The organism is Chitinophaga sp. (assembly GCF_035538455.1).
Taxonomy (GTDB): Bacteria; Bacteroidota; Bacteroidia; order Chitinophagales; family Chitinophagaceae; genus Chitinophaga.
In genome coordinates this window covers 1-13090 of the sequence record NZ_DATLKJ010000112.1, presented here as the reverse complement: position 1 = coordinate 13090, position 13090 = coordinate 1, and the positions used below count along the sequence as shown (strand labels likewise).

Below are 13090 nucleotides of genomic sequence, written 5' to 3'. Positions count from 1 at the left end.
TTAAAAGGTTACATTTAATCCCACATTGTAGATTTTGGTCTGCGGATAAAACTGACCGCTACCACTTGGAGCTTCAGGGTCAAATATTTTTACCCTGTCGATGGTGATCAGGTTCTGGCCGCTCACGTATACGCGAAGATTCTGCAGACCAACTCTTTTACACAGTTTAGCGGGGAAGCTATACCCCAGATCGAGGGTTTTCAGGCGCATGTAATTGGTATTCCAGAACCAGAAGGTATTCTGACGACCTACCCAGTACTCACGGTCACGGTCATACGCTCTTGGCCAGGAACCATTGATGTTAGTTTCCGTCCAGCGGTCCTGCACATAGGCCATCGGGAAGTTCCCGATCAGTCCTGATTCTGTACGGAGATACTGGCTTGCTCCTGTAGCACCCTGCCACAGCATAGTGAGGTCAAAGTTTTTGAATTTACCCACCAATGTGAGCCCGAAGATCCAGGTAGGGTTTTCAGTGCGGTCTATTCTGATACGGTCAAGGTCATCGATTTTACCATCTCCATTGACGTCAGCAAAAATTACATCCCCAGCACGGGCGCCGCTGAGATGCGGCGATTTGTCCACTTCCTCCTGTGTTTTATAGATGCCGATAGCATTGTAATACAGAGGGGCATCTATCTGTTTTCCGGTAGAGCGCTGCCATTCAGGAACACTAGGCACTTCATCCCAGAAGAGTATCTTGTTTTTCGCGTGCGTTAATGTACCGATCACTTCATAGTGGAACTTTTTGATGTCATTTTTGTGCGTAAGCACCAGTTCAAAACCTTTGTTCTCCACCCGTCCGATGTTTTCCTGCGGTAGTGTCATACCGGTATATGCAGGTATTGACTGACTGCGGCTTACCAGGATGTTGGAGCGGCGGGTCAGGAAGTAGTCGCCTTCAAAGGTGAGCTTATCTCCCAGCAGTTTTGCTTCGATACCCACATCATAGTTGTTGGCAACCTCCCAGGTGATGGCTTCATTAGGAGAACGCAGCTGATAAATTCCTTTGTTGAGATCACCGCCGAACATTACGCCACCATCGCTGAAGCCGTAGGTACTGAGATACTGGAATGCTGGTATCAGGTCGTTACCCATCTGGCCCCAGGAAGCGCGGATCTTGAAATAATCCAGTGCATGGATACTTTGTTTCCAGAAGTTTTCATTAGAAATCACCCATCCTGCAGAAGCGCCGGGGAAGAAGCCAAAGCGGCGGTTGCTCGGGAAGTTCTGTGAACCGTCATAGCGGGCATTGAAATCGAACAGGTAGGTTTCTTTATAGTTATACGAAACGCGTCCAAAGTAGTTGCGGCGGGCATATTCGAAGCCGTTACCGGTGTTGTTCTTTTCTTTGTCGCCGCCGGCAAATAGCTGATCCAGTTTATCGCTGATAAAATACTTGCGGTTGGCTCCCAGCAGGTCACCTTTGTAGGTGCTCTGTTCGAATGCGATGAATGAGTTGAGGTTATGTTTGCCGAAAGAACGGACGTAGTTGATTTTGAAGTTTAATGTTGACTGGCGGTTAGTAGTGAACGTTTCGTCCAGCTGAGGAGCGCTTACCCCTCTGGTGGCAGCATTCAGCTTATGATCCGTGCTATTCGGATCGAGTGTGTACAGTGTCCAGGGCTTGATGAAAGATTTGTTGAACTGGAAGTTCTGATCGTAAGCAAAGCTACCGTCCACAAAGAGGCCCTGCACCCAGGGAATATTCACCACTGCTGCCACAGTGCCATTGAGTACGTAGTTTTTGTTATTCGTGTAACCGATGGCGTTAGTGCTCGTTACTACCGGGTTATCACCATATTCAATGTCCGGGCCTGGTAATCCATTGGGCCATATGGCATTTTCAGTGGGGCGGCCGCGCATCAGTGAGCGGAAGATAGAACCGGCGCTGCGCGGCGGGAAATTCCTGTTTTCCAGTCGGCCGGCGAGATCGAAGCGCAGGCGGATGTTTTCATTGACGGTAGCATCCAGGTTGGCGCGGATGTTCTGTTGTTTATAGTTGGTAGCGCTATTCTTGTAGATACCATCCTGGAAGAGGGAACCAAGTGAAACAAAGTAAGACATCTTATCGCTACCTCCTGTCAATGAGAGATCATGTCTGTTTTGCAAGGAGGTCTTTTTAATCGCGGCATCGTACCAGTTTGTATTGGGATAGAGCCAGGGATCGGAGCCATCGCCAAATTTTTTGATCTGGTCTTCCGTATAGCGGGGGGCATCGCCGCCATATTTCAGGATTTCATTCACTACGCGTGCATAGGTAGGTGCATCGGCCATTTTGGGCAGGCGTGTAGGCGTTACGAATGATTGATTGAAGCCATAGCTCACGGTGGGCTTTCCTCCTTTTCCGCGTTTGGTGGTAACGAGGATGACGCCGTTGGCGGCACGAGATCCGTAAATGGCCGCAGCAGCGTCTTTCAGGATAGATACACTCTCGATGTCGTTAGGGTTCATGCGCTCGAAGCCATCTCTCGGGAAACCGTCGATTACCACCAGCGGGCTACTGTTTCCCAGGGTACTACGCCCGCGGATGAACAGCCTGGAGCCATCATAACCTGGTTCACCACTATTGTTTACGGCGATAATACCGGGAATGCGGCCTACCAGCGAGTTGGAGATGTTCACATTGGGCGACTGCTGCAACTCAGCACCTTTTACAGAAGATACTGCGCCGGTTTTAGTTACTTTCTTTTGGGTACCATATCCCACCACTACATATTCATCCAGGCTTTTCTGGTTTTCCTTCATCACAACGCTGATCACGTCCTTTCCATCTACCCTTACTTCCTGCGCATCAAAACCTATGTACTGGAAAATGAGTACCGCATCTTTCTTTACATCAGTAATGGTGAAATTACCTTTATCATCAGTCGTTGCCCCTTTTCGTGTATCTTTAACGAGCACAGTTACCCCAGGTAACGGATTACCATTGAGGTCTTTCACTTTTCCCTTGACTGTAAGATTGACTTGTTGCCAGGCAGAAGGCAGCGGCGGATAAGCGCTGACGGGGCCCAGACCGGAGTTGAGCAGGCATAGCAATAGCAATGCCTTTGCATAACGTGGAACCATGATGTTTGATTTTGGGTGATAAATGTCTACGACTTCCCCTTTTTTCTCTGTGAAATGGGGAATCATAGCGACAGTTAATTTATCAAGAAATGCTTTAATTATTTTCTAAAAATAAGCGTGATTTTTACACTCTTTTTAAACAGAATTTTGCATAGAGAGAATAAATTACATTTGTAAAAAAACTCTAGTACGTCCCTAACTGTCCTTATTTGTAACTACTTATATACTATCTATGTACAAAAAAACGCTGTGGCTATTCGCCCTTGTTGTGTCCCTGATGGCCTGCGACAAGAGTATGGTAACTGTAGACAACCCACCTGTGATGAACCCTGGTACCTCTGTTCCAACTCCCCCCATTTCCGGCAAGCAGGTAGAAACCAGTGTGCAGGGTGTAATCCTGGATGAAAACAATGAGCCCTTGCCAGGGGTGATGGTAACCAGTGGCAATACACGTATCACCACAGATACACATGGCGCTTTCCTCCTACCGAAAATAACAGTATCGGACAACGCAGCAGTGGTGACTGCCCAAAAACCTGGTTACTTCAACGGCATACGCACCTTTATGGTATCAGGCGGCAATAAACTGCAATACCTTCAAATCAAGTTGCTCCGCCAACAGGCAGCAGGCACTTTTGATGCAACAGCCGGCGGCAATATTTCCGCGTCCAACGCACAGTTCAGCTTCCAGCCACAACATGTGCGTACGCTTAGCAATGTTGCTTACACCGGTAAGGTAACGTTGTTGTATGCACCCATCAACCCCGAAGATGAATCTTTCAGAGATATCATGCCGGGCGATCTTCGTGGCATCAATAGCAGCAGGACGATTACGGGACTTGAATCATACGGTATGATGGCGCTTGAACTGCGCGGCGAGAACGGGGAGAAACTCCAGCTGGATTCTACCAAAAGCCTGCTGTTCAAAATGAATATCCCCACATCGTTACGAGGTGCGGCGCCTGCTAATATTCCGCTGTGGTACTTTGATGAGGTATCCGGCCTGTGGAAAGAGGAAGGCAGCGCTTCCAAAATTGGCGACAGTTATGTTGGTAGTGTAAAGCACTTCTCTTTCTGGAACTGCGACGCCCAAATACCTATTATTACCTTCAAGGCGCTGATACAGAATGAGCAGGGGTCAGCACTGGCTAACACGTGTGTCATTATCAGCAGGAGCAATGGGAGTGAAATGGGAGGTTATACCAATGCTGATGGCGAAGTAAAAGGCTCCATCCCTGCCAATGAAACCCTCACACTAAAAATTCTGGACCATTGTGGTAAAGCGTTGTTTACCAAACAGATTGGCCCCTACCGCGATTCTGTTGACCTGGGCATACAAAAAGTACTGAACGATCTTTCCAGCATGCTCGTCATCACTGGTAATGTAAGCACCTGCGATGGCATGCCTGTTAAAAATGGCTATGTGAACATTGCACTGAATAGCATCCGTTTTTCTGCGAGGGTGCAGAACGGCAGTTACAGGATCTCCTTCCTTTATTGCGGGGGCCCCGCTGATATTACCATCAATGCCGTGGATGAAGATGCCCGAAAGTCGTCACTGGTGACCATGCAGGTAAAGCCCGGCAGCTATATCCAGCACCTGCAAGCCTGCGATGTGATGGAAGCCAGCACCGGGAACTTTGTGCTTGAAGGGAAAACATTCGCCTTCAATAGTATCAATGATACACTACGGCTCCAAAGTTATCTCAACAGTGATTCGTTGTACACTGCAGAATTTAAACAACCACTTCCTAAACAGGACCGCTTCAGTTGGCAATTCGATAATATCCAAAGCGCAACCACTTCAATACGCAACTTTACCGCGAGTGCGGGCGGCACCAATTATTCCGCCCAGCTGCTGAATTGTACCATCACCGCCAACGGCGGTATAGGAAAATACCTTGAAGGCACGATCAGCGGAAATGTACTGAACAAGACCACCAATCAACAGGTGCCTATTACAGGCTCCTTCAAACTAAGACAGTGATAAAAATCAGGAGTTAGCTATCCGTTGATAATTAATAGCTAACTCCTCCTAAATAATGTTCGATTATTTGCATAAATTCATATTCGTAAACGTTCTTTTAGAAGAACAGTGAAGAACCAGATCTGATGTTTATGAAACGTATCCACCGTATCCTCTTACTTTTTGCTGCGGCGGGCTTAGTGCTGACATCCTGCAGCAAGGAAATGAGCAAGGAGGGCGATGCTCCTCAGGGTACCCCGTGTGAATATGCTCCATATACCAATGGTTCATCATTTTCCTTCCTTAATATCAGTCAGGCCGGAGATACTCAACGCTATACCCTCACTGTATCCGGAGATACCACCATCAACGGAGTTACATACAAAAAAGTGGGCGACGACAACGTATTTACCTGCTCCAGCTGTAAGGATGGCATCTATACTCAGATTGCCAGTCTTACTTTCCAGACATACAAGGCTGATGATCTGCAACTTACCTACCTGAAAGACAATGTTGCCCCTGGTGCATCCTGGTCAGACACTATTACTGTGAAAGATGGCGCCAACACTACAACAGGTATACTTCAACATACCGTTACCGGTAAGGGCATCACCAAAAGAGTGCTGAATAAAGATTTTCTGGATGTGATTGTTGTGAGAACAGATGCATTCGCCCTGTTATCAGGCAATACAGTGCCGGCAGGAAATGTATCTACCAGCTATTACGCCAAAGGTATTGGTCTAGTTGAAGCAGATCAGCCACAGGACACGATCAAGCTCGTTGACTATATCCTCAAACCCTGATTAGTAATTCTTCCAGATCATCGTGAGCAGCTGCTCAACAGCTCTTCTTACATAGACGGCTTTCCCCATGTGATTGTTCACCAACACACTGAACACCAATGTTTTGTTTTTCTTCGTTACAAGATATCCGCTCAATGCCACTACTCCACTCAAGGTACCTGTTTTGGCATGTATAAACTGTTCTTTATAGTAATTCCGCAACGTGCCTTTACCACCAGTTGGGAAGATCTGCCAGAGCCTTTCCTTCGGGTATTCGTTGTACATCATGGTAAGCACAGTGACAAAATCGCGTGGGGTAAAAAGATTGTAGCGGGATAAACCGGAACCGTCTTCCCACTGCGGCGGATGTGGTAATGACCGCAGGCTGCCGTTCAGCATATAGTCGATGCACCGGCGGGTGCTGATTGTATCCCTGAGCAGGGCCCAGCTCATCATCATGGTCTGTTCTGCAAACAGGTTGTCGCTCCGATGCATCATAGGCGTAAAGAGGGAATCAACGGGGATACTATGCAGTACCTTGAATGGCGCTACCGGTATACTAACAGCCAGGGATATATGCTTATGCAGCGTGTCTTCGAGGCGGCTGCGCAACTGTTGTTCAGAACCGGTAATAAAAGGTACTTCTGCCTTGATAATGCTTTTGTCCTTGCTATTGTATTTAAGTGAAAAGGTGTTATTTCGTTCATCCCTTTCCGTTACAGCCTCACTGAGTGTATCGTCTTTCTGGGTTTTCAGATCGTAGGTTGCTGGAGTGATCGCGCTAGTGTCTCCGTGGTGGTATACCCTGGCTACATTACCGTACATCGGCCATTCACTGAGTTCCGGCTGGTAATAGTCCGCATAGTCTGCCCAGCTCCAGCCCGGCCCGAAACGTTTGTTTTCATTGGCTGCCGGTATAACATATATTTTTTTGGAGGTCTCCTGCATCAATTGCATCACCCGTTGCAGCTGGAAGTCGGGATGCAGGAAAGAAGGGTCGCCCATTCCCTTTACAAACAGCGCTGTATCATTTTCGTAATAACGGATGCCGGGGAGGGAATCTCCGAGTATTTTCAACCCGGTATAAAGCGAGAATATCTTTGTGTTGGATGCGGGGGTAAAATATTTATCGTCCTGGTACTGGTACCAGTATTTGCCGGTGGCGGGCTCATAGATGGAAATACCTACATGCGCTTGTTGCAACGGCTCTTCATGTAGTATATGTGTGTTTGCCCATTTCGAAATGACTGCTGACTGTCCCTTTCCTGTCAGGAAAGGGATCGGCAGTATAATAATAAGCAATAAACATCTTCTAATACAGATCATGCAATATAAAGGGTAAGATTTCCAAAATACAAAAAAATCCACACCCATGGTCTCTGCCGGGGACGCTGGCTAGTTACGGATACCCAGGATTCTTTCAAACATACTCTGGCGACCTGTAATTACTTCCGCCCCTGCCCGACATCCCAGGACGCAGATCAAATGATTTTTCAACATGAATGCAGTCATATATTCGTAGGCGATTTCCTGGCTACGTACCATACCCGGCTGGAAGCGATACGACATATTTTCCTGGAATCGCCTGGGGGTGAAAAACATGATGATAAAGAATGGGAGAATGAAATGGAAGAGCTATTGGTAAGAGCATGTGTGGCTCGTATTATAGCCGTGCGGAACGGAGTTGCAGCAGGAAATAAGGAATGTAAGCTACAAGCGGGAGGATACAAGTATATAACCGGTCTTTACAAATTGTTGGGCAAATACAGCGCCAACAGGCATCAATATAAAGCAATACAGGATTTCTATCCGGAAATAATGGCATGGTTCGAAAAGATAGCTACTTCCGCAGGTTGATCTGTTCAAAAAAAGCTGCCTTAAAGGTTATACCTATCGGAAGGTTAATCACCGTTCCGTCTTTAAGACGCAGAACTACCTGGTTGCCTTCAATGGAAACAATGCGGTTAAGCGCAATGATAAACGAATTATGTATCCGGACAAACTGTTTTTTAGGCAATGTGTTTTCCAGATCTTTCATGTTCATGAGTGCCATTAGTTTTGATTTGTGGCCGTGAAAAGCAACATAGTTTTTAATTCCTTCTATGTATTCTATCTCTTCAAAATTGACCTTTATTTGTTTACCCTTCTGTTCTGCTTTCACAAAAATATAATCCTGGAGTGTTTCAGGTTTTCGCAGTACATTATCTGTGGTCTGAAAATAATGAAGCGCCTTCTGTGTTGCTTTGAGGAAACGCTGATAGGTAATAGGTTTCAGCAAATAATCAATCACATCGAACTCAAATCCTTCAAATGCATATTCACTGTAGGCGGTGGTAAGTATTACCTTCGTTGTGTTACCAACTATCTTGAGAATGTCTATCCCTGAAATCTCCGGCATATGGATATCAAGGAAAATAAGTTTGATACTACCTGTACTGATAGACTTGAGTGCTTCCAGTGCATTGGAAGAGCTTCCAGTCAGCTCCAGGTAAGGCGTCTGAGCTACATACTTCGTCAGTAGGTCTATTGAATGTTGCTCGTCATCTATGATGTAACAAGTAATCATGTTAGGAATAAGTTCAATTATTTCTGATAATAAGGCTTACCGTATATGTGTATGCCATGTTCTCAATAGAAAGGGTATGTCGGTTAGGATACATTACTTCCAGGTGTTTTGCCACATATTGCAGGCCTACGCTATTTGAAATTTCCTTCGGTCCAAATCTCTTTTTATTATGGACATGAAAGTCAATATCCCTGTCATCCACTTTGAGCATAATCACCAGAGGATTGTTCTGGTCATGCAGGTCTCCGTGTTTAAATGCATTTTCCACCAGTGTTATCAGGATATGTGGCATAATTCTCAGGTTACACTCTGCTGGTCTGTCAAAGGAAATATACACATGGTTGTTGTATCTCATGCGATAAATGCTAATGAGGTACTCTATATTCTCCAACTCTTCTTCCAGCGGCACAAGACCATCAGGACCTTTCTTCCGGATAGAGGATCTCATGATATTCGTAAGAGCCACTACCGCCTGCGCTACGTCCGGGTGTGTGTCAGAAACTTTGTTATAAAAGTATCCCAGTGTATTGAAAAGGAAATGCGGATTGATCTGTGCGCGTAGAAAAGCATTCTCCAGTTCCAGTTTTTCCTGTCGCAGTTTGAGTTGCTCTGTCTCTTTAACAGAAATCTCCCCTCTCACCATATTTACTTCCTGCTCCCGCTTAATAGACACTTTCGCAAACCAGTATCCGAAAGAAAACAACGTGCCCTGAAACCACCACCAGGCTGCAATAATAATAAACTGAGATGTGCTAAGTCTTGCAATCGAAGACGGTTGCCCGGTCAGCAGGGGGTTTATTTGAAAACATAACAGGTAGCGTATACCCAGGTTGTAAAGAAACAGCATTATAATACAGCCTGCATATTGTGTGTATTTCTTTCGTTCAAAAAAAACCGGCAGAAAATAATCTGAATTGGAATAAAATATCGATGCGCAGATAAGAAATGTCTGTAACGTTTCCAGGGCAACGATTTTGGGATGTGCATTCGAGTTTGCATAAACAAAAAGTGTGACAGCCGCATATAAAATCCATACAATGAAATGCAGCAAAATGGTAAGCGTAGAATATCGCTTGTATTTTCCCATGTATTACTTAATAATTAATAAACGTGGTTAATGGTTCTTTAGCTCCCTGGCTGCAGTGGCTATCCAATCTGCTTCCAGGTCACTGATTACGACATCCGGGGCGATTCCAATATTGTCAATCGGATGTAGCGGCAGGCGGTTGCTTTTGCCTGTAGGACAATAAAGCAGGTAATGGTTACAGGGCAGGGATCGTGGCCCTACAATATTTGTGTAGTCTATAATTCCAGCTGTTCGATGTCCCATGATCACACACTTGCTGCTTTGTTTAGCTTTCAAAACAAGATGCTCCGTGGAGCTTGCTGATTTTTCGTTCACCAAAATCGCTATCTTCTGCGGATACCTGTAAATCGTATCCTGTTTATATACCTCATCTTCTTCTACCAGATAACCGTTCTTTTTCTCTTTCAGTTGCCGGATAAGTTCAGCAATTTTCTGTCGCTGAAGGGAGTCTATATTATTGTTGGTCAGCAGGCCTTCGTAAAGTGCTATATTATCTGGAGTAGCAAGAATTTTTATCCCTGAAGATATTACCGGCTTTGTGTACAGCAATGGCAACAGTTTTTCAAATGCGATGTTATAGCCACCCTTATTGTCTCTCACATCTACTATCAGATAAGGCTTTCCAGTTATAGCAGTCATATTGGCGCCAATGATGCTATCGACTAGTCCTTTAAAATCGAGCAGGAAGCTCGATAATCGCAGTACATTCGTCTGGCTGTCCAGCTCTTTGAAATAAAACGACAGTTGTTCCTCCGGTTTCCGCACACCGGTTACAGGTAGTGTTTTTACCCAACGGCTATCATCTATTTTTAATATGCCGGTTTCCGGCTGTAGTACCACATTAGATTCCTCGGTAGTATGTTGCTTGCTCTTAAATACAACACGATATTTTTTATTGCCCAGAGGATGTAGTGTGAATTTCACCTGACCAGGCATCCAGAAAAGGCTGTCCGCTTTCAGTGTAACGCCTGCAAATGTGTTGCTATTCTGCATTCTGACAATGGCTACTTCAAAATTGCCGCCGTCCATCTGCCAGATCCCTTCCATAGGATCTTTTATACCATATGTACTATATCTTTTTACCAGGGAATCTCTCTGAAGAGGTATTTTTTGCTCCCCTTCAAAAACAGCTCTGATAAAGGCGGCGCTGGCTGGCTGCGAATTGAGCACCACTCCCAGATGCAGGTCATCAAAAAACTGTATCCATTTATCCATTATCCGAAAACAGGTCGTTTCACCAGCGCTTATCGCTGCCTTGCGCAGGCTGTCTGTCAAATTTCTGAAAGCCTTATTTTTAACCGGTGTGATTTTATCCGGAAAGCCAGGATAATTTTCTGTCACCTGCTTAATAAGTGCTTCAAAATTAACTGTACAGTTGCATTGTTGTGAAAATGCAGCCAGGGATACTATTGTCAGAAATAAAGTAATAATGGTTTTCTTAATCATGTTCTTTTTTTGATGGCAGAGCAACATGGGGCATGGCTCTGGATTATATCAGCCAGGGAAACTGATGGGTTTCCAACTGTTCTTCATACCTAATTTAAGCATTAGGCACCTAACATTAAAAATTAATGTCCCTACCACCAACATTCTCTTTTGTTTTCTTACGCGTGGTAGGCACACAGCCCATTGAGTCGTCGCTTCTCTGATTTCCGCCATTTATGTATAACATCTGACGCGGGGTAAGGGCAGCAAGAACGGTTTTGGAGAGGGAGAGTCTTCCGGGTTTGTTAAACTTTTTCATACAACAAAAATTAAGGGTTTTAAGAATTGCCATCTGCGGTGTGTGGCATTAATACCATGTTGATGTAAAGCTATTAGGGAAACAGAAGAGCAAAAATTTAATTACACATTTTCACATTTGGCTGGTATGGATTTAAGGATTGCTGATATTTTTTTACCGGAGGGAGTCAGGAAGCCGGGATTTGGCCGTAGTATTTTCTATAATCAGGTATAACAAAGGCAGTAGAGAAAATATACGCTGGTGAACTATGCGTTCAGTTCACCAGCGTATCGTAGTAATCAGCTAAAATATTTGGTGATACCAGGTCTTGCATAGGCATAATTACCTGATGCGTCCGGCATTACAGGCGGCGGTGCGTCAAATGCATAGGTTTTAGGTTGCAGATCCAGGCCGGAATTCAGGGCAGTATTCCACTCGATTACCTGGCCAGAGTAGGTGGCCAGACGTCCGATGATGGCTGAGAGCGTGGCCTGCGCCCCCCTTTCGGCATCCTGGAATTTGAACTCTCCTTTGGCAATAGAGTCAAACAGTTCATCGTGTTCTGTCTGGTAAGGGTTATTTTCTTTCTTTTTATCGAACTGATACAGCACCTTTCCTTTGTGGTCCACAATCTGCGCTCTGTCGCAATAGATACGGCCTTTTGTTCCCACGATCTCCTCGTCTACCTTGCTGGGCGCGTCTTTCCAGTGGCGACATTGGCTGTTCATCGCAACACCGTCGGCAAAGCGGTATTCCACCGCATGATGATCGAAGATCTCTCCATATTCTTTGCCAGTGCGCACAGCGCGGCCGCCCATACCCACAGCACTGGCAGGAGTAGCATTCTTGAACCAGTTGCCTACGTCTATATTGTGAATATGCTGCTCTACGATATGATCACCGCAAAGCCAGTTGAAGTAGTACCAGTTGCGCATCTGGTATTCCATCTCTGTATATTCGGGTTTGCGTGGTTTTACCCAGAGCGCGCCCTGGTTCCACCATACCTGTACGGAGAGAATATCTCCAATGATACCATCCTGCGCGCGTTTGTACAGTTCGCGGTAAGAGTTCTGGTAGCGGCGTTGCAGCCCTACTACCACGTTCAGTTTTTTCTGTTTGGCCACTGCAGCGGCTTCCAGTACTTTTTTAATCCCCGCAGGATCTGTTGCCACCGGTTTTTCCATGAATACATGTTTGCCCTGTGCAATCGCTTCTTCAAAATGAATGGGTCTGAAGCCCGGAGGTGTAGTAAGGATCACAACATCTGCCTCTGCGATAGCTTTTTTATAAGCATCGAAGCCAACAAACCTGTTGTTGTCCGACACTTTCAGGCGATCGGATTTCCCTGCTTCATTCAGGGCGTCCTTGATATTATCATAACTGCCCTGCAGTCTGTCTGCAAAGGCATCGGCCATGGCCACCAGTTGTACATTCTGCTTTGTGCTGAGGGCCTGTATAGCAGCACCAGTACCGCGGCCGCCGCAGCCGATAAGAGCAATTTTGATCACATCAGAGGAGCCTGAAAAATAGTTTGCTTTAGACAAGAGTGGCATTGCCAGTAATCCGCCAGCAATCAAGGAAGATTGCTTTACGAATTTACGACGTCCTTCACCGTGGAATTTTTGATTGTCGCGTTCCATAAATAACGTTTGAGATTTAGTTTTTAAGTTGATGCTATCTCGCTCCTTTATATTTATCTATCATTTCTTCGAAAAACTGCTGTGCCTCATCAGGAGTAGGCTGCTTGGCAGGCCTCACAATCCTGAAGCCAATAAAAGGCGCATCTGCGTTCCACCAGAGGCTTTTAGGGATCTGTGGATCGCGCCGGTTCCAAGTCGGGTCCGATTTAAGACGGGCAGCACTGCGCAGTTGTGATGCAGCATCATTGTAATTGCCGCCT

At 45.7% G+C, this 13090-nt stretch carries 10 protein-coding genes and 1 pseudogene; 3 read left to right on the top strand and 8 right to left on the bottom strand.

The genetic code is table 11. The features are described from left to right. Window positions 1–3066, bottom strand: a complete 3066-nt coding sequence (locus VM802_RS13720; protein ID WP_325531372.1) for a SusC/RagA family TonB-linked outer membrane protein — start codon at window positions 3064–3066, stop codon at window positions 1–3. Between the two features lie 232 nt (window positions 3067–3298). Between VM802_RS13720 and VM802_RS13715 the strand changes: the two genes are divergently transcribed. Next, a complete protein-coding gene (locus VM802_RS13715) occupies window positions 3299–5053 on the top strand; it encodes a carboxypeptidase-like regulatory domain-containing protein (protein WP_325531370.1) in 1755 nt (584 codons plus the stop codon). Window positions 5054–5184: 131 nt separating this feature from the next. Then, on the top strand, window positions 5185–5835 hold the full coding sequence (locus VM802_RS13710; RefSeq protein ID WP_325531368.1) for a hypothetical protein: 651 nt from the start codon (window positions 5185–5187) through the stop codon (window positions 5833–5835). Here the strand turns inward: VM802_RS13710 and VM802_RS13705 are convergent, their stop codons facing one another. After that, on the bottom strand, window positions 5836–7116 hold the full coding sequence (locus VM802_RS13705; RefSeq protein ID WP_325531366.1) for a D-alanyl-D-alanine carboxypeptidase: 1281 nt from the start codon (window positions 7114–7116) through the stop codon (window positions 5836–5838). Between the two features lie 183 nt (window positions 7117–7299). Here VM802_RS13705 and VM802_RS13700 point away from each other — a divergent pair, with 183 nt between their 5' ends. Further along, window positions 7300–7671 carry a DUF4932 domain-containing protein gene (locus VM802_RS13700; RefSeq protein WP_325531364.1) on the top strand — a complete coding sequence of 124 codons (372 nt, stop codon included), beginning with the start codon at window positions 7300–7302 and terminating at the stop codon, window positions 7669–7671. Here the strand turns inward: VM802_RS13700 and VM802_RS13695 are convergent. The 6 genes and pseudogenes from VM802_RS13695 to VM802_RS13675 all read right to left on the bottom strand — a co-directional run. Then, complete coding sequence (locus VM802_RS13695; protein ID WP_325531362.1) at window positions 7655–8380, bottom strand: LytR/AlgR family response regulator transcription factor; 726 nt, start codon at window positions 8378–8380, stop codon at window positions 7655–7657. The genes VM802_RS13700 and VM802_RS13695 overlap by 17 nt on opposite strands. A gap of 13 nt (window positions 8381–8393) precedes the next feature. Then, the gene (locus VM802_RS13690) at window positions 8394–9467 is read right to left on the bottom strand and encodes a sensor histidine kinase (protein WP_325531360.1); all 1074 of its coding nucleotides are present in this window, start codon (window positions 9465–9467) and stop codon (window positions 8394–8396) included. Between the two features lie 27 nt (window positions 9468–9494). After that, complete coding sequence (locus tag VM802_RS13685) at window positions 9495–10913, bottom strand: S41 family peptidase (RefSeq protein WP_325531358.1); 1419 nt, start codon at window positions 10911–10913, stop codon at window positions 9495–9497. A gap of 115 nt (window positions 10914–11028) precedes the next feature. Further along, a complete protein-coding gene (locus VM802_RS32360) occupies window positions 11029–11211 on the bottom strand; it encodes a class I lanthipeptide (RefSeq protein WP_414647082.1) in 183 nt (60 codons plus the stop codon). Between the two features lie 278 nt (window positions 11212–11489). Continuing rightward, on the bottom strand, window positions 11490–12830 hold the full coding sequence (locus tag VM802_RS13680; protein ID WP_325531356.1) for a Gfo/Idh/MocA family protein: 1341 nt from the start codon (window positions 12828–12830) through the stop codon (window positions 11490–11492). A gap of 34 nt (window positions 12831–12864) precedes the next feature. Then, a pseudogene (locus tag VM802_RS13675) lies at window positions 12865–13090 on the bottom strand (formylglycine-generating enzyme family protein); the annotation flags it as partial.

Coding starts and splice junctions, on each gene's coding strand:
- VM802_RS13720 (WP_325531372.1), bottom strand. CDS start 3,066: ATGGTTCCACGTTATGCAAAGGCATTGCTATTGCTATGCCTGCTCAAC.
- VM802_RS13680 (WP_325531356.1), bottom strand. CDS start 12,830: ATGGAACGCGACAATCAAAAATTCCACGGTGAAGGACGTCGTAAATTC.
- VM802_RS13685 (WP_325531358.1), bottom strand. CDS start 10,913: ATGATTAAGAAAACCATTATTACTTTATTTCTGACAATAGTATCCCTG.
- VM802_RS13700 (WP_325531364.1), top strand. CDS start 7,300: ATGATTTTTCAACATGAATGCAGTCATATATTCGTAGGCGATTTCCTG.
- VM802_RS13715 (WP_325531370.1), top strand. CDS start 3,299: ATGTACAAAAAAACGCTGTGGCTATTCGCCCTTGTTGTGTCCCTGATG.
- VM802_RS13690 (WP_325531360.1), bottom strand. CDS start 9,467: ATGGGAAAATACAAGCGATATTCTACGCTTACCATTTTGCTGCATTTC.
- VM802_RS13710 (WP_325531368.1), top strand. CDS start 5,185: ATGAAACGTATCCACCGTATCCTCTTACTTTTTGCTGCGGCGGGCTTA.
- VM802_RS13695 (WP_325531362.1), bottom strand. CDS start 8,380: ATGATTACTTGTTACATCATAGATGACGAGCAACATTCAATAGACCTA.
- VM802_RS32360 (WP_414647082.1), bottom strand. CDS start 11,211: ATGAAAAAGTTTAACAAACCCGGAAGACTCTCCCTCTCCAAAACCGTT.